This is a genomic window from Amphritea opalescens, assembly GCF_003957515.1.
GTDB lineage: Bacteria > Pseudomonadota > Gammaproteobacteria > Pseudomonadales > Balneatricaceae > Amphritea > Amphritea opalescens.
Map to the genome: position 1 here is coordinate 58335 of NZ_RQXW01000013.1, position 19745 is coordinate 78079.

General features: G+C 47.8%; 20 protein-coding genes. 11 read left to right on the forward strand and 9 right to left on the reverse strand.

Annotation, left to right across the window (positions count from 1 at the left end):
• Positions 1 to 2: 2 nt before the first annotated feature.
• Entirely contained in the window at positions 3 to 374 is a 372-nt protein-coding gene (locus EH243_RS13755) for a rhodanese-like domain-containing protein (protein WP_126159252.1), read from the reverse strand.
• Between the two features lie 307 nt (positions 375 to 681).
• Positions 682 to 1035: a glycine cleavage T C-terminal barrel domain-containing protein gene (locus tag EH243_RS13760; protein ID WP_126159253.1), complete on the reverse strand. Its 354-nt coding sequence runs from the start codon at positions 1033 to 1035 to the stop codon at positions 682 to 684.
• A gap of 166 nt (positions 1036 to 1201) precedes the next feature.
• Between EH243_RS13760 and EH243_RS13765 the strand changes: the two genes are divergently transcribed.
• The 5 genes from EH243_RS13765 to EH243_RS13785 all read left to right on the forward strand — a co-directional run bounded on the left by EH243_RS13765 (position 1202) and on the right by EH243_RS13785 (position 7387).
• Positions 1202 to 1951 (forward strand): electron transfer flavoprotein subunit beta/FixA family protein, encoded by a 750-nt coding sequence (locus EH243_RS13765; protein WP_126159254.1) that lies wholly within the window; start codon positions 1202 to 1204, stop codon positions 1949 to 1951.
• 1 nt (position 1952) lies between these two features.
• On the forward strand, positions 1953 to 2909 hold the full coding sequence (locus tag EH243_RS13770) for an electron transfer flavoprotein subunit alpha/FixB family protein (protein WP_126159255.1): 957 nt from the start codon (positions 1953 to 1955) through the stop codon (positions 2907 to 2909).
• Between the two features lie 73 nt (positions 2910 to 2982).
• Complete coding sequence (gene purU / locus EH243_RS13775; RefSeq protein WP_126159256.1) at positions 2983 to 3837, forward strand: formyltetrahydrofolate deformylase; 855 nt, start codon at positions 2983 to 2985, stop codon at positions 3835 to 3837.
• Positions 3838 to 3888: 51 nt separating this feature from the next.
• A complete protein-coding gene (locus tag EH243_RS13780; protein WP_126159257.1) occupies positions 3889 to 6354 on the forward strand; it encodes a GcvT family protein in 2466 nt (821 codons plus the stop codon).
• 163 nt (positions 6355 to 6517) lie between these two features.
• Entirely contained in the window at positions 6518 to 7387 is an 870-nt protein-coding gene (locus EH243_RS13785; protein WP_126159258.1) for a tetrahydrofolate dehydrogenase/cyclohydrolase catalytic domain-containing protein, read from the forward strand.
• A 134-nt stretch (positions 7388 to 7521) separates the two neighbouring features.
• On the opposite strand, the gene EH243_RS13790 is transcribed toward EH243_RS13785, so the two are convergent.
• The 4 genes from EH243_RS13790 to EH243_RS13805 form a co-directional block, all read right to left on the reverse strand.
• Positions 7522 to 8112, reverse strand: coding sequence for a helix-turn-helix domain-containing protein (locus EH243_RS13790; protein WP_126159259.1), 591 nt, complete (start codon positions 8110 to 8112; stop codon positions 7522 to 7524).
• 532 nt (positions 8113 to 8644) lie between these two features.
• Positions 8645 to 9262, reverse strand: coding sequence for an OmpA family protein (locus tag EH243_RS13795; protein WP_126159260.1), 618 nt, complete (start codon positions 9260 to 9262; stop codon positions 8645 to 8647).
• A gap of 105 nt (positions 9263 to 9367) precedes the next feature.
• On the reverse strand, positions 9368 to 9667 hold the full coding sequence (locus tag EH243_RS13800) for a YciI family protein (protein ID WP_126159261.1): 300 nt from the start codon (positions 9665 to 9667) through the stop codon (positions 9368 to 9370).
• Positions 9668 to 9677: 10 nt separating this feature from the next.
• Positions 9678 to 10235 (reverse strand): septation protein A, encoded by a 558-nt coding sequence (locus tag EH243_RS13805; protein WP_126159262.1) that lies wholly within the window; start codon positions 10233 to 10235, stop codon positions 9678 to 9680.
• Between the two features lie 39 nt (positions 10236 to 10274).
• Here EH243_RS13805 and EH243_RS13810 point away from each other — a divergent pair, with 39 nt between their 5' ends.
• The 4 genes from EH243_RS13810 (at position 10275) to rluB (ending at position 13278) form a co-directional block, all read left to right on the forward strand.
• Positions 10275 to 11150 carry a PHP domain-containing protein gene (locus tag EH243_RS13810; RefSeq protein WP_126159263.1) on the forward strand — a complete coding sequence of 292 codons (876 nt, stop codon included), beginning with the start codon at positions 10275 to 10277 and terminating at the stop codon, positions 11148 to 11150.
• A 50-nt stretch (positions 11151 to 11200) separates the two neighbouring features.
• Positions 11201 to 11821, forward strand: coding sequence for an L-threonylcarbamoyladenylate synthase (locus EH243_RS13815; protein WP_126159264.1), 621 nt, complete (start codon positions 11201 to 11203; stop codon positions 11819 to 11821).
• An 89-nt stretch (positions 11822 to 11910) separates the two neighbouring features.
• Positions 11911 to 12297: an H-NS histone family protein gene (locus tag EH243_RS13820; RefSeq protein WP_126159265.1), complete on the forward strand. Its 387-nt coding sequence runs from the start codon at positions 11911 to 11913 to the stop codon at positions 12295 to 12297.
• A 135-nt stretch (positions 12298 to 12432) separates the two neighbouring features.
• Positions 12433 to 13278, forward strand: coding sequence for a 23S rRNA pseudouridine(2605) synthase RluB (gene rluB / locus EH243_RS13825; protein WP_126159266.1), 846 nt, complete (start codon positions 12433 to 12435; stop codon positions 13276 to 13278).
• A gap of 71 nt (positions 13279 to 13349) precedes the next feature.
• On the opposite strand, the gene EH243_RS13830 is transcribed toward rluB, so the two are convergent.
• The 3 genes from EH243_RS13830 to ubiG are packed head-to-tail and all read right to left on the reverse strand — an operon-like array spanning position 13350 to position 15521.
• On the reverse strand, positions 13350 to 14090 hold the full coding sequence (locus EH243_RS13830) for a YciK family oxidoreductase (protein ID WP_126159267.1): 741 nt from the start codon (positions 14088 to 14090) through the stop codon (positions 13350 to 13352).
• A 21-nt stretch (positions 14091 to 14111) separates the two neighbouring features.
• The gene (locus EH243_RS13835) at positions 14112 to 14792 is read right to left on the reverse strand and encodes an HAD-IA family hydrolase (protein ID WP_126159268.1); all 681 of its coding nucleotides are present in this window, start codon (positions 14790 to 14792) and stop codon (positions 14112 to 14114) included.
• A 3-nt stretch (positions 14793 to 14795) separates the two neighbouring features.
• Positions 14796 to 15521, reverse strand: a complete 726-nt coding sequence (ubiG, locus tag EH243_RS13840; protein ID WP_126159269.1) for a bifunctional 2-polyprenyl-6-hydroxyphenol methylase/3-demethylubiquinol 3-O-methyltransferase UbiG — start codon at positions 15519 to 15521, stop codon at positions 14796 to 14798.
• Between the two features lie 243 nt (positions 15522 to 15764).
• On the opposite strand from ubiG, the gene gyrA reads away from it, so the two are divergent.
• Both gyrA and serC read left to right on the forward strand, forming a co-directional pair.
• Positions 15765 to 18410, forward strand: a complete 2646-nt coding sequence (gene gyrA / locus EH243_RS13845) for a DNA gyrase subunit A (RefSeq protein WP_126159270.1) — start codon at positions 15765 to 15767, stop codon at positions 18408 to 18410.
• Between the two features lie 248 nt (positions 18411 to 18658).
• The gene (gene serC / locus EH243_RS13850; protein WP_126159271.1) at positions 18659 to 19741 is read left to right on the forward strand and encodes a 3-phosphoserine/phosphohydroxythreonine transaminase; all 1083 of its coding nucleotides are present in this window, start codon (positions 18659 to 18661) and stop codon (positions 19739 to 19741) included.
• Positions 19742 to 19745 lie beyond the last annotated feature (4 nt).

Genomic DNA, 19745 nt, shown 5'->3' on the forward strand with positions numbered 1-19745 from the left:
GTTTAGCTTTCCAGCGGCAGTTCACGTTTCCACCATGCCAACATCCCGCCTTGTAGTTCTTTCGCATCGAAGCCTGCTTTGATGAATCGGCGAGTGGCGGGTTTGCTGCGGTGGGCCGACAAACAGATGCAGATAACGGGTTTGTCACTCGGCAAATGGCTGATGCGCGCGTGATTCAAACGGTGCAACGGCAGTGATATAGCGCCCGGTATATGGCTTTTTTGATATTCCTGCGGTGTACGGACATCGATAATGAGGTAGTGATTTAACGCAAGCGCTAGCTGTTCTGCGGTCATAGCTGGCACGGGCCCAAAGGGCAGCCAATGGAGCCAACGGGGTAAGGATGTTTGCTGTGGCTTAAGAGGTGTATTCATCGGTGATTAAGCCTTTTTGTCATGGATTAAAAAGGTTGAACATGGGTATCGTCATGGCTGTCTATGATAGACCATTTATGGGCGGTGCTGCAGCTTAACGGGTTGGCTATCGATAGGTGACTCTGCGCGTCAGTGCAATCATGGTATTGGGCGGCGTGATAGGGGGGAGAGAATAGATATAGTGAGATGAGCCCTAAGTAGAGCAAGTGATGTTTCTATAGATAAAAAAAATAACCCGACCCATGGCCGGGCTATGAATCGATACTGTAGCGATTAAGCTGACACCACCGTGACGATACAGAATCCCTTAGTCATCTGCTTTTAACAACGCACCTTTCGCATCGTAGATACAACCTTTTGTGACTGTCGCGGAATAATCGTTGCCGAGAATTTTAACCGTTAGGTCTGATGCGAGTGCATCGACATCGATGTAGGCCAGCGCCAGACTTTTCTGTGTCCAGTGTCCAGTGTCCAGTGTCCAGTGTCCGAAGCCGCCAGAACTACATTGGCCCACGACTTTACCATCCGCATAGACAGGCTCCATGCCATTGGCCGCATCAACATCAGTAGTGTCAATATCTAGCAGTACCAGCTTGGTTTTAAGTCCTTCTTCTTGCTGCTTCGCCAGTGCTTCGCGGCCCTCGAAATCACCCTTGTCCATTTTAACGAAGTAACTAACGGTATCAGGTTTATCTGTACGCTAGGAATGAATATTTTTACCATTACGTTATTGACATGAATATAAAAACATATATAAATGTATATATGAAAATATAAACTATAATTTCATTTCACGTTTTTTAAGCCACTTCCTAGCTGAGGTCACAATGAAAGTACTGGTCGCGATAAAGCGCGTTGTCGATGCCAACGTAAAAATACGAGTTAAGCCTGATAATTCCGGTGTTGATTTAGCTAACGTGAAAATGGCGATCAATCCGTTTTGCGAAATTGCGGTTGAAGAAGCGATTCGTTTAAAGGAAAAAGGGATCGCTAGTGAAGTGTTGGTGGTGAGCGTTGGTGATGATCGTTGTCAAGAACAGCTGAGAACCGCGCTGGCGTTGGGTGCTGACCGTGCCGTGCAGATTAAAACTGATGTTGCGGTTGAGTCGTTAGGTGTCGCTAAGTTGCTGAACGCTATTGTGACAAAGGAAGAGTGCGGTCTCGTTATATTGGGTAAGCAATCGATCGATAGTGACAATAACCAAACAGGACAGATGCTCGCAGCTATCGGCAATATGCCGCAAGGTACTTTTGCCTCTGAAATTGAGTTCGAAGAGGGTGAAGTACGGGTGACACGTGAAGTCGATGGTGGATTGCAAAAGGTTTCTTTGGCTTTGCCCGCGGTGATTACAACGGATTTACGTTTGAACGAGCCTCGTTTTGCGTCTCTTCCGAACATTATGAAAGCGAAGCGCAAGCCTTTAGAGGTGTTGTCCCCAGAAGGTCTGAATGTTGATGTGACGCCCCGTCTAACCACTGTCAGTGTAGTTAGCCCATCGGAGCGACAAGCCGGTGTTATTGTCAGCAGTGTTGCTGAGTTAGTTGAAAAACTGAAAACAGAAGCGGGAGTACTTTAAGATGACAGCCTCTATTTTAGTGATTGCCGATCACAATAATGAACAATTGAATGCCGCGACACTGAATACCTTGCAAGCGGCGGTTGAGCTGAAAGCAAAGACGGGATCTCCGATCACTGTTCTCGTGGCAGGAGCTCAATGTGAAGCTGTTGCTCAACAGGCGGCTGCTGTATCGGTTGTCGATAAAGTCGTATTGATTGAGGATGACGCGCTGAGCAGCCAACTAGCCGAAAGTGTTGCGCCTGCCGTGATTACGCTGACTAATGCAGCGACGTATAGCCATATTCTGTGTGCCGCCACGACCTTTGGTAAAGATCTGTTGCCACGGGTGGCGGCTTTATTAGATGTTTCGCAGATCTCTGAGATTATTGAGGTGGTTGATGCGGATACGTTTGTGCGTCCTATCTACGCCGGTAATGCGTTGGCAACGATTAAGAGTAGTGATGCGATAAAAGTGCTAACAGTGCGTGGTACGGCGTTCGATGCGGTTGCTGCCACCGGCGGCGCAGCTGAGCAGAGCCGTTTCAGCGTGAGCAATAGTAATGAGATGTCGCGCTTTGTGAGTGAAGAAAAAACGCTGTCTGAGCGTCCGGATTTAACCTCCGCCGCGATTATTATCTCCGGTGGTCGAGGCATGCAAAGTGGTGATAACTTCCCGATGCTAGAGAAAGTGGCCGATAAGCTCGGTGCGGCGGTGGGTGCATCCCGTGCTGCGGTTGATGCGGGTTTCGTCTCAAACGATATGCAAGTAGGTCAGACCGGTAAAATTGTTGCGCCTGATCTTTATATTGCGGTGGGTATTTCCGGCGCGATTCAGCATCTGGCTGGCATGAAAGACTCTAAAGTGATTGTCGCCATCAACAAAGATGTTGAAGCACCGATCTTTGGCGTTGCTGATTATGGTTTGGTGGCTGATCTGTTTGAGGCCGTACCCGAACTTGAACAGACACTGAGCTAATTCGTTTCTATCAATTGCACGGCTGTAACAGCGCTGACGTTTTGCAGGGCTGTTACATTTAAGGATAAAGACCATGAATCGTACTTATCGTTTAATTCTCGACTGCCCAGACCAGGTCGGTATTGTTACTCGCGTTGCTGAAATGATTACTCGGCATGGTGGTTGGATATCAGAGGCTGCTCACCATTCCGATGTAGAAAGCCAACGTTTTTTTTCCCGGTTTGAGATCCAGGCAGATTCACTGTCATTTGGTATCGAGACACTGCGTGAAAAGTTTGCACCGATGATCGAAGAGTACCAGATGAATTTTAATCTCATCGATAGTTGTCAGCCGAAGAAAGTCATATTGATGGCGAGTAAAGGGAGCCATTGCTTATCTGATCTGCTCGATCGCTGGAGAAGCAATGATCTCGACTGCGAAATCAGCTGTGTTATTTCTAACCATACCGATATGCAAGGGTTGGTCGAGTGGTACGGCATACCCTATCACCATGTTGTGATTGATAAAGACAATAAAGCTCCAGGCTTTGCGCAGGTGGAAGCTTTAGTCGATGAGTATCAGGCAGACTGCATCGTGCTTGCCCGTTATATGCAGATTTTGCCTCAGGTGTTATGTGAGAAATATCGTCATAAAGTGATCAATATCCACCATAGTTTTTTACCCTCTTTTATCGGCGCTAAGCCTTATCATCAAGCTTCCCGTCGTGGCGTGAAACTGATCGGTGCAACCTGCCATTATGTGACGGAGCAGTTGGACGAAGGCCCCATCATTGATCAGGACGTGGTGCGTGTGACCCACAGTGACAAGGTCGAAGACCTTGTGCGATTGGGTAAAGATGTTGAGAAAACAGTGCTCGCGCGCGGTTTACGACATCACTTAGAGGATCGTATTTTAGTACACGGTAATAAAACAGTCGTCTTCAGCTAAATACTTGACCAACTTAACCTGAGCAGTGTCGCCGGGTTTTGGAGAAATATAATGACTAAACAAGAATCATCTATTCAACTGCCGACGTCCGCTCAGGTGGTTATCGTTGGCGGTGGTATTATCGGCTGTAGTGTGGCCTATCACCTGACTAAGCTTGGGTTTACCGATGTCGTACTATTGGAACGTCGGCAATTGACCTGTGGCACAACATGGCATGCGGCAGGGCTAGTACCTACACTGCGGGCTACCTATAACATGTCGATGCTGGCTAATTACAGTGCGACCTTATATGACCAGTTGGAAGCTGAAACCGGGCAAGGTACAGGCTTTGTGCGTAATGGTTCACTGACCATAGCGACTAACCGTGAACGTCTAGCCGAGTTGAAACGCGGAGCGTCGATGGCGAAGGTTGCCGGTTTTCCTTGTGATGTGATTTCACCGGAACAGGCGAAAGAGCTTTGGCCATTGATGAATGTGGATGACGTGCTGGGTGCTATCCATCTGCCGATGGATGGCATGACTAATCCGGTCGACGTCACACAGGCATTGGCTAAAGGTGCCCGCTTGGGTGGAGCCAAAATCATCGAAGGCGTTAAAGTGCTGGATATGAAAATACGCGATGGTAAAGCGGCGGGCGTGATTACCGAACAGGGTGATATTGATGCCGAATACGTCGTTAACTGTTCTGGCATGTGGGCGCGGGAGTTTGGTCGCAAAGCGGGTGTGAATGTGCCTTTGCATGCGGCTGAGCATTTCTATGTGGTTACCGAAAATATGCCAGAACTCACCCGTGGTTTACCGACGATGCGTGATATGGATGGCTATTGTTATTACAAAGAAGATGCCGGCAAAATACTCGTCGGGATGTTTGAACCAAATGCTAAGCCTTGGGGCATGAACGGCATACCGGAAGACTTTTTCTTTGATCAGCTACCGGATGACTTTGAACACCTAGAGCCTTATCTAGAAGCGGCGATGCATCGCTTACCTATCTTGGAACGCACCGGCTTGCAGGTGTTTTTCAATGGGCCGGAATCTTTTACACCGGATGATCGTTATCACTTGGGAGAGGCACCTGAGTTGCGTAACTATTTTGTCGCAGCGGGCTTTAACTCGGTAGGTATTCAGTCCGCAGGTGGTGCAGGTAAGATGCTCGCCGAATGGATTCATAAAGGCCATGCGCCACAGGATCTATGGGATGTGGATATTCGCCGAAATCTGCCCTTCCAAGGCACGCAAAAATATCTCGAAGAGCGGACCACTGAATCCTTAGGCTTGTTATATGAAACACACTTCCCCTTTAAGCAGTTTAAAACCGCCCGGGGTGTGCGTCGTTCAGTGCTGCATGATCAATTAAAAGCACAGGGTGCTGTCTTTGGTGTCGAAAGCGGTTGGGAGCGAGCTAACTGGTTTGCAAATGAAGGACAAACTGCAGAGTATGAGCTCTCGTTCGGTCGGCAAAACTGGTTCGACAATAACCGCGCAGAACATGAAGCCGTACGGACGTCGGTTGGCGTGATTGATCAGAGTTCGTTTTCTAAATATCAGATAGAAGGGCCTGATGCAGAAGCCTTCCTGAACCGAATTTGCAGCAACAATGTATCGGTAAATGTGGGTAAGATGGTGTATACCCAGTGGCTCAATGAGCGCGGTGGTATTGAAGCGGATGTCACCGTGACGCGTTTAGCTCAGGATTGTTACTTAGTGGTGTCCGGTGCTGCTTGCCAAACCCGTGATATGGATTGGCTGCGGCGCAATAAACCGGATAATGCGTTCGTCGTCTTTACCGATGTCACCTCGGCTTATGCGGTGGTAACCGTGATGGGACCGAAATCCCGTGACACCTTGAGCAAACTGACTAACGCCGATATGTCCCACGAAGAGTTTCCGTTCGGCACATCTCAAGAGATTGAATTGGGTTACGCGATCGTTCGTGCATCCCGTATCACCTATGTGGGTGAATTAGGCTGGGAGCTATATATACCGACCGAATATGCACCGAGCGTGTATGAGTTGTTGATGGAAGCGGGTGAAGAGTTTGGGATTAAGCCTTATGGTTATCACACCATGAATTCATTGCGAATGGAAAAATGCTATCGCCATTGGGGACATGATATTACCGATGAGGATACTGCTTTGGAGGCCGGACTCGGATTTGCGTCTGACTTTGAAAAAGAGGGCGGCTTTATTGGTAAAGAGGCATTGCTAGCGCAGAAAGCGGCGGGCCCTCTGAAGAAACGTTTTGTGGCGTTTTTATTCGAGAATCCGGAACCACTGTGTTATCACGAAGAGCCAATCTACGCGAATGGCAAGATCGTTGGGCGTACCACTGCCGGTATGTTTGGCCATACCGTGGGGGCAACGGTGGCGATGGGATATGTTGTCAATGATGACGGTGTGACGAAGGAGTGGTTGGATAATACGGATTTCGAGATAGAGGTTGAGTGTGAACGTTATGCGGTAAAACCATCGTTTCGTTCACTTTATGACCCTGCCATGGAAAAAATTAAGTGTTAATAGCGCATGACTATGACATCTGAGCAATAAAACGTACCATACAGCCTATCGATGAATGTCACAGAGTACCGTTAATGACGGTCAGAGACATATCCTGAAATAGGCTGTGTGGTATTTTTTATCTAGATTTTAGTTAGCGAAGAATAATGAAGAGGTTTGATTGATGTCTGCATTGATTTTAGACGGCAAGGCTCTGGCGAAAAGCCGTGAGCAACAATTACACGCCGCTGTGAAAAAGTTTCAGGATGGAGGTGGTTTACAGCCCGTATTGGCGACTATTCTCGTGGGTGATGATCCTTCGTCCGCGACTTATGTGCAGATGAAAGTTAATGCTTGTGCCCGAGTGGGTATGGGCTCTCGTTTTATTAGCTTGCCAGCCTCTACAACAACAGATCAATTGCTGGAAAAGATTGATCAGCTGAATAACGATACCGAGGTCTGCGGAATCCTGCTGCAACATCCCGTGCCAGAACAGATTGATGAGCGCGCCTGCTTTGATGCGATCGCTATCGAGAAAGATGTGGATGGGGTGACAACTCAAGGTTTTGGCTTGATGGCGATGGGAGAGCCTGCTTTTGGCTCGGCAACCCCTGCCGGTATCATGACCTTGCTGAAGCATTATGATGTTGAGATTTCGGGTAAACACGCGGTTGTGCTCGGGCGTAGTCCTATTTTAGGTAAGCCGATGGCGGCGATGTTGTTAAATGCCAATGCGACCGTCACTATTTGTCATTCAAGAACCCAAAACTTAGCAGCATTGGTTGCTCAGGCCGATATCGTTGTCGGTGCCGTAGGGCAACCGGAGCTGATAAAAGCTGACTGGATTAAGGATGGCGCCGTGGTTGTCGATGCCGGTTATCATGCCGGCGGTGTTGGGGATATCGAAAAAACAGGTCTGCAAGAACGTGTTGCTGCGCTTACCCCCGTGCCGGGCGGTGTTGGGCCGATGACCATTAATGCCCTGATCAGCCATACCTTGGAATCAGCACAAAGACTCGAATTGTCGACAGTACATCCTAATACTGTCGAATGATATCGCTAAGCATGAGTTGCCCTAAAGAAGATTCAAAAGACTGAATCTTCTTTAGATGAGCGAGTTTTTATAGCGAGAGCGGGCAGAGAGTATGATGCTTTGTTCTCGTTTACTATTTCAGCGATGACGGCAAATCAATAGCCGCCGATGATGGTCCACACAACCACCGCTTCTTCCGTTTCTGATGCGTTGCCGACACGGTAATTTTCATCGCCGTACAGTGTAAAGCTATCGCCTGCATTGAGTATAAATCGGTTATCTTCTATCCATAAGGAGAGGGCGCCGGACTGTACTAGCCCACCTTCTTCGCCTTTCATTTTACGAGACTCACTGTTTGTGACGCCAGGAGCAAAGGTGGTCAGAATCATTTTGAGTTGCCCCGAGAGTTGCGGGGATAATAATTCTTCCCGTATACCGCTGTCGGAGAAATTTAAGCTGCGTCGATTGTCTTTACGGACAATATGATTAAGCTCATCGAGTGGTACCTCTCTATCTGAATGGAAGAACCAACTGATCTGCACACCTAACACATCACTGATCGCTTGCAGAACAGGAATGGGTAAAGAGGACACGCCTCGTTCAACCTGACTCACATAACCGACGGATCGTTGGATGCTTTCTGCCATCTCAATGAGCGTAATGTTTTTGGCTTTACGTAAATCTCGGATTTGACGGCCAATACGTAGATTTTCCTGATCCGCCGCTTCCTTTCTATTTTTAGTCATAGACTCAAGTCACATGCTTTATTTTTCACGCTGAAGTTAGCTGTGAATTTTAATAAAAAAATTTCACGATTACACTGTTTTAAATCACTTATGAAAAAATAAGATGGATTAAAGATAACGGTGAATGGACCGGGTCTTTTGTGATGTGCCAGCATGATCTGTAGTAAACAATATTGAGGTGTTACTGCCGAGGTAATCCCTATAAGTCAGATCACTGCTTAGGCTATAAAACATTGGGTAAGGCCAACATAGATTGCAATATAGGTAATAAGGAAGAGCAGCCTTGTTGATCAAAACGGTATTAACTTTGATTGAGAAGTGGAAGAGAGGAATACTGGGATAAAGCAGTGTTTGAGTGGAGCTATGCCTAGGTTATTAAGGCATACGTGTTATGGCTAGTCAGTAGCACGTAATGGGCGTGTTTAAATGTAGGGGATATAAAAAAACCGACTTACGGTCACAGTTGAATGACTATAAGTCGGTTTGTATCAGAGGTTACGGGGATTAACCGTCGTAACGCTCTAGTATTTTATTACTGCTGTACTTTAACTTGCTTCTGACCGTCGATATTAACTTCTACGCGACGGTTTTCTGCTAGGCAAGACTTACGTGATGCACCGGCATCAGTACAGCTTTTAACTGGGTTAGCTTCACCGAAAGAGTAAGTGACAACTTTTGCAGTATCGATACCAGCAGCGGCTAGAGCAGCATCAACGGCTTCAACACGACGCTGAGAGAGTGCATCGTTATAAGCGTTGGTACCGATTGAATCGGTGTAACCTTTCAGTTCAATGCTGTTCAGCTTAGCCAGAGAGCCAACGTAGTTTACGATAGCGCTAACATCAGTCACTTTACTGCTGTCAAAGTCGAAGTAAACGATATGGCTTTCTTCAGCATCCATCATTTTCATGACCATTTTAGGTGCTGGAGCTGGAGCTGGAGCAGGTGCTGGCGCAGCGGCTTCAGCGCCACATTCAACAGTTTTGTCTTCTTCTGTCCAGTAGCCATGTTGCCAGCATTCGCCGTAGCTAGTTTTCCAAACAGTATCGTTGCTGCTAGTTGCATAACCAGCGTTAGTTGGGTGTGCATTGGCAACAGCAGATAAACCCATTGTTAGTGCCAGGGCGGTTGTAAGAGCTAATTTCTTCATCATAAACATCCTTATGTTTTAATTTTGATCTATTTATACCAGCTCAACCTGAACCTAAGTTAAACAGAGTGGTCTGATACAGGTATTTAAACCTAAAAATCGTTTTTATGGTAAAACTTTTTTATAGGGTTTGACTGTTACTTGCTGGTAAACACCAGCATCGATATAGGGGTCCTGATCTGCCCAAGACTGTGCTTGCTCAAGGGAAGCGAACTCGGCAATCACCAAACTGCCGGTGAAGCCTGCCGGACCGGGATCTTCACTGTCAATGGCTGGGTGAGGGCCTGCGACTAATAGACGTCCTTGGTCGCGCAAGGCTTCGAGTCGAGCAAGATGCTCGGAACGTACAGATAGACGTTTTTCCAGTGAGTCTGGTTTATCTTCACTAATAATGGCGTAAAACATTCTACAATCCTTAATTGTCGCTCTGGTTGCTGTTGCTTTCAGGGGTCATATGCTTGGATATGTAAAAGCCCTGAAGCAAGATAAAGACCAGTGTTAGGCCGAGCATACCGAACAACTTGAAATTAACCCACGTTTCTTCACTCATATTGTAGGCGACATAGATATTAATTGCCCCAAGAATTACATAAAAAATGATCCAGGCAATGTTTAATTGTTTCCAAGCGTAGCCAGGCATTTCGATCGCCCCGTTCATCAGCCGTTGAATAATCGTCTTCTCGCCAATAAATTGGCTGCCTAGAAAGGCTGCGGCGAATAGCCATGTGACAACGGTGGGCTTCCATTGAATGAAGGTTTTATCCTGAAAGAACACCGTTGCACCACCTAATACCACCACTAATGCAAGTGTAACTAATTGAATAGTCTCTATTTTGTGGGTTTTAAGCCAGGTATAAAGCATCTGTAGCAGGGTGGCTGGAATCAGAACAGCGGTGGCTAAAATAATATCATCGGTGCTTTTGTAGACAATAAAGAAGATAATGACCGGTAGAAAATCTAAAAGTAGTTTCATAACAACATTTTTTTGTTTAGGAAGTAGGGTGATTATAGAGTGAGCGAGTTAAGTTATAAACCCGAAACCGGTGAGGAATTGCCTTTCAGTGATCTTCATTGCCATTCTTGCTACTCAGATGGCGAATTATCCCCGGCAGAACTGCTGCAAGGTGCGTCTGAGAAAGGCGTTACGGTTTTCGCTATTACAGATCACGATACGGTTGCGGGTATCGCTGAGTTACGGGCGGCGGCAGTAGGTACGGATGTCAAAGTATTAGCCGGTATTGAGCTGACCTGTGAATGGGGGCGCAATATGGTGCATATTGTCGGGCTGGGTTTTGATGAGCATCATCCCGCCTTGGGTGACTATTTGAAAAAGATGGATCAGTTGCGTTTGCAGCGCGCTGGATTGATTAATGAAAAACTGATGAAACGGAATATTCCTGATCTATTGCCTCGGGTGCTTGAACTGTCAGGGACTGGGCAGGTAGGACGACCTCATTTTGCTCAGGCAATGGTAGAAGCAGGGGTGGTTAAGAATGAAGTGCAGGCGTTTAACCGTTATTTAGGGGCTGGTAAAGTCGGCGATGTTAAAGCTGAGTGGCCAACTATGGAAGAAAGCATCGATATTATCCATCAAGCAGGCGGCATTGCTGTTTTGGCCCATCCGACAAAATATAAAATGACCTTTACCAAAGTGCGGATACTGACGGGCGGTTTTTGCGAACAGGGTGGCGATGCGATTGAAATAAGTTACCCAGGTGTTGAGCCAGGTCATTTATTACAGCTTGATAAACTGGCATCGAAATTTAAAATAATGGTGTCCGCCGGAAGTGATTTCCATAAAAGACAGTTCCATTGGACCGATATTGGTAAATATCCGCGCTATAGTAGTGAGAATCAGCATGTGCTGTCTAAACTGCTTCAGCATTAATTCGGTTTTTAGTAGAATAGATACAATAACCTTATAGAGAAGATTTTCTAGTGAGCCAGCTTTTTCAGATCCACCCTGATAACCCTCAGCAACGTCTAATTAGTCAAGCCGTTGATATCATCAATAAAGGCGGTGTTATTGTCTACCCTACCGATAGCGCCTATGCACTGGGTTGTCGCCTCGGTGATAAGGGGGCGGTGGATAAAATCAAGCGGATTCGAAAGCTAGACGATAAGCATAACTTTACCTTGGTGTGCCGCGATCTATCTGAGATTGGTACCTATGCGAAGGTGGATAATTCGATTTATCGTTTATTAAAAGCCATGACGCCAGGCGCTTATACTTTTATTCTTAATGCTACAACGGAAGTCCCGCGGCGTTTATTGCATCCCAAGCGGCGTACGATTGGTTTGCGGATTCCACAAAATAATATAGCGCTGGCATTAATGGAGGCATTAGGCGAGCCGATTATGAGCACGTCACTTATTCTGCCAGGTGAAGAACTGCCTTTAATTGATCCTTATGAAATACGCGACCTGTTGCAGCATGAAGTCGATCTGGTCATTGATGGCGGTTATTGTGGTATGGAAGCAACCTCCGTTATTAACCTAGTGGATGACGTTCCCGTTATTATTCGTCGGGGTGCTGGTGATGTGTCCGATTTTGAATAACTATTATTAATAAGTTTTTATTGAAAAAACAGCTGACATAATCAATAATTCGCTTATACAGAAACTTTTTTATCCATTGGTGATTTATAATGACCGACTTTGTAAAACTTCTTACCCGTAAAAACTCACTGCGTAAACAGTGTCACGAACTTTCAAGTGCTGATATTGAAAAGGCAATTGCTGATTTAACAGAGATTCTGGAAGAGAAGCAGGCGTTTGAAGAAGAGCAGCAGGCTGTTGAACGTGAGCGTACTGAAAAAATCGAAGCGATTAAACAGAGTATGCAAGAAGCGGGTATTGGTCTGGATGATCTGATGACGCTGGTTGAAGCACCCGTTAAGAAAAAAGTCGCCCCTAAATATCAGGTGACGGATGAAAATGGTGAAGTGCATCAGTGGTCTGGTCGTGGTCGTACTCCAGCCGCCTTCCAAGCTGCATTCGCTCAGGGTAAAACTAAGGAAGATTGCTTAATTTAATAAGCACTTTCGGCTATTATTGAAAAGCTCTTCGGCATAGCGTCGAAGGGCTTTTTTGTTTGTTTGTTTGAAGATTAGCTGCTTTAGGCTTAGTCTTTTTTTGTTTTGAAATTAAATTAATTAAGGGGATGCGTCGTGATAGACGAAAAACTTCAGAAAGTTTTGGCGCGTTCCGGATTAGGTTCACGTCGTGAGATGGAACGTTGGATTGAAGCTGGCCGTATTAGTGTTAATGGTCAGGTTGCAACGCTCGGCGACAGAATCTCGATTCGGGATGAGGTAGAGGTTGACGGCGAAGCGAAGAAAATGGTGTTCGACCGGGATAGTGAACGTCGAGTGCTTATTTATAATAAACCATTAGGTGAGATTGCGACGCGTCATGATCCAGAGGGTCGCTCAACGGTTTTTGATCATCTGCCACCGTTAAAGCAGGGCCGTTGGATTGCGGTAGGCCGTTTGGATATTAATACCTCCGGTTTGTTGTTGTTTACCACCGATGGTGATCTGGCGAACAACCTGATGCACCCTTCAGCCAATATTGACCGTGAATATGCAGTACGTATTCTGGGGAATGTTGATGAAGCGATGATTGCGACGCTCAAGAAAGGGGTGTTGCTGGAAGACGGTATGGCGCGTTTCACCGATGTGCAGTTCTTTAACGGTGAGGGTGCGAATAAGTGGTATCACGTTTGTATCATGGAAGGTCGTAATCGTGAAGTACGACGCCTCTGGGAGTCACAAGAGGTTCAGGTTAGCCGGTTGAAGCGGGTACGTTATGGGCCGTTTTTCCTGCCGAGTGAAGTTAAGGCTGGGCATTGGAAGGAGTTGACTCAGAAAGAGATCAATATGCTGTCCAGTATGATGGATATGAAGCAGAAGCGTAACAAGCCGTTGTCGGTTAAAGAGCAAGAGGTTGCTGAACGACGGACTAAGCGGCAGAAAACGCGCCGCTCGGTAGGGCCGAAACGCTCGGATCGTTAAATAAAAAAACGCAGCCCATGAGGCTGCGTTTTTTGTTTAATAGCGGAACTTTTGTTTAATGGCGGAACAATTTACTGTGCGTTCATCGATTGGCCTGTCACCGTGCGGCTATCGCGGCCCATCAGATAGAGATAGAGTGGCATGATCTCTTCTGGCGTTGGGTTGTTTTCTGGATTCTCTGCTGGATAAGCATTAACTCGCATATTGGTGCGGGTTGCACCTGGGTTGATCGTATTGACGCGAATGTTTTGATTGTGTTCCAGCTCATCGGCCAGTACCTGCATTAAGCCTTCGGTGGCAAATTTAGACACCGCATAGGCACCCCAGAACGCTTTGCCTTTTCTGCCAACGCCTGAAGAGGTGAAGATGATCGAAGCGTCTTCAGAATCGTTTGTCAGGGATAGTAGCGCCTGAGTCAGCATGAAAGCGCTAGTGACATTCACTTGCATCACTTGCTGCCAGACGATGGGGTCGTAACTTTCGATGGGAGTGCGTAAACCCAGGAGGCTGGCGTTGTGCAAGATGCCATCGATTCTGCCGAACTCCTCTTCCAACATAGCTGCTAGCCGGTCAAAACCGGTTTCGGTAGCCGTCTCTAAGTTGAGCGGAATGATCGCTGCCTGTGGATAACCTGCGGCGTCTATTTCGTCGTAGACCGCATTGAGTTTTTCCTCTGTACGTCCTAATAAAATAACGGTTGCGCCGTGAGCGGCATAACTGAGCGCCGCTGCGCGTCCAATACCGTCGCCAGCGCCGGTGACGAGAATGATTTTACCTTGGAGTAAGTCTTCCGGTGCCTGATAGTCGTACATAGCTGTTCCTGTGTTCAATGACTAGCGGTTGCTATAAAGGGTTTCTAAAATGGGTTTAATCTCGTTGGCATGGTGCGCCTGAAAGTCACTCTGCCAGCTATTAATGTCGTCACCTTCGCTAAGATAGCCGTAGCTGACAGCGATGGTTTGCATGCCTGCGCGTCGTCCCGCTTCAATATCCCGTGCATGATCGCCAATATAGATGCTGCGCTCTGGTGAGCAGTTGAGTTCTTTGCAGGCGAGAAACAGTGCTTCGGGATGGGGTTTTTTGTCGCGTACATGATCTGGGCAGATAACGGTGCCCGGTGGCGGTTGTAGATCGAGCCCTCGCATGAGCGGCGTGGTATAACACTCAGGCTTATTGGTGACTATGCCCCAAGGGATCTGTTGTTCGCCTAGCCAGTCAAGTAGCGACGGGATACCGGGGAAGGGTTTGGTATCCACGCCGAGGTGTTGCAGGTAGAGCTCCAGCATGCGCGGGTGGAGCTGGTCATAAAGATCATCTTGCTCCGCGAGTTCAAACGCAGCGCCTATCATGGCTCGAGCGCCATTGGACACATAGTGTCGCAGAAAGGCGTAGCTGATCGGCGGCCGTTGATGCTCGGCTAATAGCTGATTGATCACCGCATAAAAGTCCGGTGCGGTGTCGATCAGTGTGCCATCGAGGTCGAATAGAACCGCTTCAGGAAGTGCTGTGTTCATCGCTCAGTCGGGCTTCCGGGTGGCAACCATATAATTGACATCGACATCTCGGTCGTTGAGCTTGTAGCTCTTGCTCAATGGATTATAGGTGAGGCCGGTAATCTTCTCGCTCTGCAGGCCACTTTGGCGAATCCAGTTGGCGAGTTCGGATGGGCGGATAAACTTATTAAAGTCGTGGGTGCCTTTAGGTACCAGCTTTAATAGGTATTCGGCCCCGATGATCGCCATCATATAGCTTTTCGGATTGCGGTTTAGGGTCGAGAAAATAACATGGCCGCCGGGTTTTACTAGCTGGCTACAGGCATCCACGATGGATGACGGGTCGGGTACATGTTCCATCATCTCCATGCAGGTGACGATGTCATAGCTTTGTGGTTGCTCTGCCGCGAGTTCTTCAACCGTGACTTGACGGTATGTGACGCTAACACCGCTTTCTAGGCCGTGTAGTTTGGCTACTTTTAGAGGCGCTTCGCCCATATCGATGCCGGTGACTTCGGCGCCACGGTGTGCCATCGCTTCAGAGAGTATGCCGCCGCCGCAGCCGACATCGAGCACTTTTTTGCCACTCAGGGATGCAATTCGGTCGATAAAGTCGACCCGTAGCGGGTTGATATCGTGGAGTGGTTTAAATTCGCTGTCACGATCCCACCACCGGCTGGCCAGTTCTTCGAATTTTGCAATTTCCTGGGGGTCAATATTTGCGCCCGTGTTGTTCTGGGTGTGTGTCATATTCTTCGCCAAAAGCTCTTGTCAGGTCATAATTCTGCGACATTCTAGCACCGCTGCAGGGGCGAATACAGGATGTCCGCATGGGAACTGCTTAGAAGCGTAGTTCTGCTCTCCAAGACCTTAATTTTGCGAGAGTATTGGTGTTTCTTTATGGTATACTCGAGGGCTTAGGGTTTACCGCTTTCACGGTGGGTTTAACCACTTAATTCTCAGCAGTCAGATTCAAGGATAGCCAGAGCTATTATGGGTGATTTAGCCAGAGAGATTCTGCCAGTTAACATCGAAGATGAACTGAAGCAGTCATATCTGGATTACGCTATGAGCGTAATCGTGGGGCGTGCGTTACCAGACGTACGAGATGGACTTAAGCCTGTACACCGTCGGGTGTTGTTCGCCATGAGCGAGCTTAACAACGACTGGAACAAAGCATATAAAAAATCTGCCCGTGTGGTAGGTGACGTCATCGGTAAATATCACCCACACGGTGATAGTGCTGTTTATGACACCATCGTACGGATGGCGCAGCCGTTCTCGATGCGTTATATGTTGGTTGATGGTCAGGGTAACTTCGGTTCCGTCGATGGTGATTCAGCCGCGGCGATGCGTTATACCGAAATCCGGATGGCGAAAATTTCGCATGAGTTACTTGCCGATCTAGACAAGGAAACCGTCGATTTCGTGCCGAACTATGATGGCACCGAACAGATTCCGGAAGTGTTGCCAACGAAAGTGCCAACACTCTTGGTGAACGGTTCCGCCGGTATTGCCGTCGGTATGGCGACGAATATTCCACCCCATAACCTCGGTGAGATCGTTCGTGGCTGTATCGCCCTGATCGATAATCCCGAGCTGGGTATCGATGGGTTGATGGAATATATTCCAGCACCTGATTTCCCGACAGGGGCTATTATTAATGGCCGTGCAGGGATTCTGCAGGCCTATCAAACGGGTCGTGGCCGCATCTATCTGCGCGCTAAGCACCATATCGAAACCAATGATAAGAATGGTAAAGAATCGATTATCTTTACCGAGATCCCTTATCAGGTGAACAAAGCCCGCTTGATCGAAAAGATCGCCGAGCTGGTTAAAGAGAAAAAACTCGAAGGCATTACCGAACTGCGTGACGAGTCCGATAAAGACGGTATGCGTATCGTTATCGAACTGCGTAAAGGCGAAGTGTCTGAAGTAGTGGTGAATAACCTCTTTATTCAGACTCAGTTGCAAAACGTTTTCGGTATCAACATGGTCGCGCTGGTTGATGGTCAACCGCGTACCCTCGATCTGAAATCGATTCTTGAATGCTTTATCCGTCACCGTCGCGAAGTCGTTACCCGTCGTACCGTTTACTTGCTGCGTAAGGCACGTGAGCGTGGCCATATTCTGGAAGGTTTGGCGATTGCACTGGCGAACATCGATGCTGTTATCGAGATGATTAAGAGCTCGCCGAGCCCTGCTGAAGCCAAAGAACGTTTGATTGAGACTGAATGGCAGCCCGGTGAAGTGACGGTGATGCTGGAACGTGCTGGCGAAAATGCCTGTCGTCCAGAAGACCTTGAAGCGCAGTACGGCATGCATGACGGTGTCTATCACCTGTCGCCTGCCCAGGCTCAAGCGATTCTTGAGTTACGTCTACACCGTTTAACCGGTCTGGAACATGACAAGCTGATCGCGGAATACCGTGAATTGCTAGACCGTATCGCTGAATTGTTGGCGATTCTGAATAGCTCTGAGCGCTTGATGGAAGTGATCCGTGAAGAACTAGAGCTGATTGTTGAAGAGTTCGGTGATGAGCGTCGTACTGATATCATCGCATCGCAGCAAGACTTCACCGTTGCCGATTTGATCGCTGAAGAAGATATGGTGGTGACTATATCTCACGGCGGCTATGCCAAAACCCAACCGCTGACCATGTATCAATCTCAGCGTCGCGGCGGTAAAGGTAAATCGGCAACAGCGGTTAAAGATGAAGACTTTATCGAAAAACTGCTGATTGCCAGCACCCATGACACCATTTTGTGCTTTACCAACCTAGGTAAGGTGTACTGGCTCAAGGTGTATGAAATTCCGCAAGCGAGTCGCGCTGCCCGTGGCCGTCCTATTGTGAATATTCTACCGTTGCAGGAAGGTGAGCGTATCACCACTATTCTGCCGGTGAATGAATATGCCGATGAGCATTATGTCTTTATGGCGACCGCCGATGGTACGGTGAAGAAAACACCACTGGTTAACTTCTCCCGTCCGCGTTCAACCGGCCTGATTGCTTTGGCGCTGGATGAAGGCGATACCCTGATCGGTGCCGCGATTACCGATGGTACTGCTGAGGTGATGTTGGTGTCTTCTCAAGGCAAGTCGATCCGCTTTGCTGAAGATGATGTGCGACCTATGGGCCGGACAGCCCGCGGTGTGCGTGGTATTAAATTGGCGCAGGATGCTAAGGTTATCTCGCTGATCATTCCGCAGGAGCATGGCCGTATTCTGACCACCAGTATTAATGGTTATGGTAAGCAGACGGCGGTTGAGGATTTCCCAACCTATGGACGTGGTGGACAGGGCGTTATCGCCATGCAGTGCACCGACCGTAATGGTCAATTGATCGGTGCGGTGCAGATGTTCGAAGGCGATGATGTGATGTTGATCAGTGATCAGGGCACATTGGTACGTACCCGCAGTGAAGAGATTTCGGTGTTGGGGCGTAATACCCAGGGCGTTCGGGTCATTCGCGTGGCTAAAGATGAAAATCTTGTCGGTGTTGCACGAATCGAAGAGCCGGAAGAACCTGAAGAAACCGATGATGAGTTGATTGAGGGTGAGGTTGCTGATGCGCCTGATACTGAGGTTGACGAGGCACCGGATAGTCCTGACGCGCCACTTGAGGATGATCAAGAATAAGCATCAAGGCTAAAAAATGTGCGGCACTGGCCGCACATTTTTGTCTGGGTGCGTTGTTATCGAATAGGACTCATAGAGTCTGGTTCTAAGGGCTTGGCTTGCCTGCTTTGCAGGACAGGCTCAGTTATATCACTCAGCGATATAGCTAGGTTTTATAGAATCGGTTTTACACAATCGGTTTTGGATAATCGGTTTTACACAAGTTTATACAGAACCATTTTCACGAACTTTGTAGCAGATCTATCAAAATGACACGTAATTACAATTTCAGTGCGGGTCCTTCTGCACTGCCTGAAGATGTCCTAAAACTGGCTCAGAAAGAGCTGTTGAATTGGCATGGCCTAGGCCTTTCCATCATGGAAATGAGCCACCGTAGCCCTGAATTTGTGGGTGTGGCGGCTGAAGCTGAACAAGATCTGCGCGATTTGATGCAGATTCCTGATAATTATAAGGTTCTCTTTATGCAGGGCGGCGCTAGTAGCCAGTTCAGCATGATTCCGATGAACCTGCTGCGGGGCAAAACCACCGCTGATTATATCAATACCGGTGATTGGTCAAAGAAAGCCATCAAAGAAGCTGCACGTTACTGCGAGGTCAACGTTGTTGCTGATATGGCAGACAATAACTTCACTCGCGCACCGTCTCAAGAAGAGCTAAAGCTTAATCCTGAAGCGGCTTATGTGCACTATACGCCGAATGAAACCATTCGCGGGGTTGAGTTTGACTATATCCCTGACACCGGTGATGTGCCGTTGGTGGCTGATATGTCATCCAATATTCTTTCGCGTCCGATCGATGTTAGCCGTTTTGGCATGATCTACGCTGGCGCGCAAAAAAATATCGGCCCTGCCGGACTGACGGTTGTTATTATTCGCGAAGATCTGCTCGGTAATATACTTCCTTCTACACCGGCGCTTTTTGACTATAAAGTCACCGCGGGTGCTGATTCTATGCTGAATACGCCGCCTACTTTTGGTTGGTATCTGGCTGGGTTGGTCTTTAAATGGTTGAAAGCGCAGGGCGGTGTCGAGGCGATAGCCGAGGCTAACCAGCGTAAAGCTGAGAAGCTCTACGGGGCGATCGACAGTAATGCCTTCTATTCAAATCCGGTCGCGCTGAACGCTCGTTCGTGGATGAATGTGCCCTTTGTTTTGGCTAATGCTGATCTTGATAAGCAGTTCCTTGCTGAAGCTGAAAAAAGCGGTCTTCTCAATCTTCCCGGTCACCGTTCAGTCGGTGGTATGCGTGCAAGTATCTATAATGCAGTGTCAGAGGCGGGCGTGGATGCGCTGATCGACTTTATGCAGGACTTTTCACAGCGTCATGGTTAAGTCT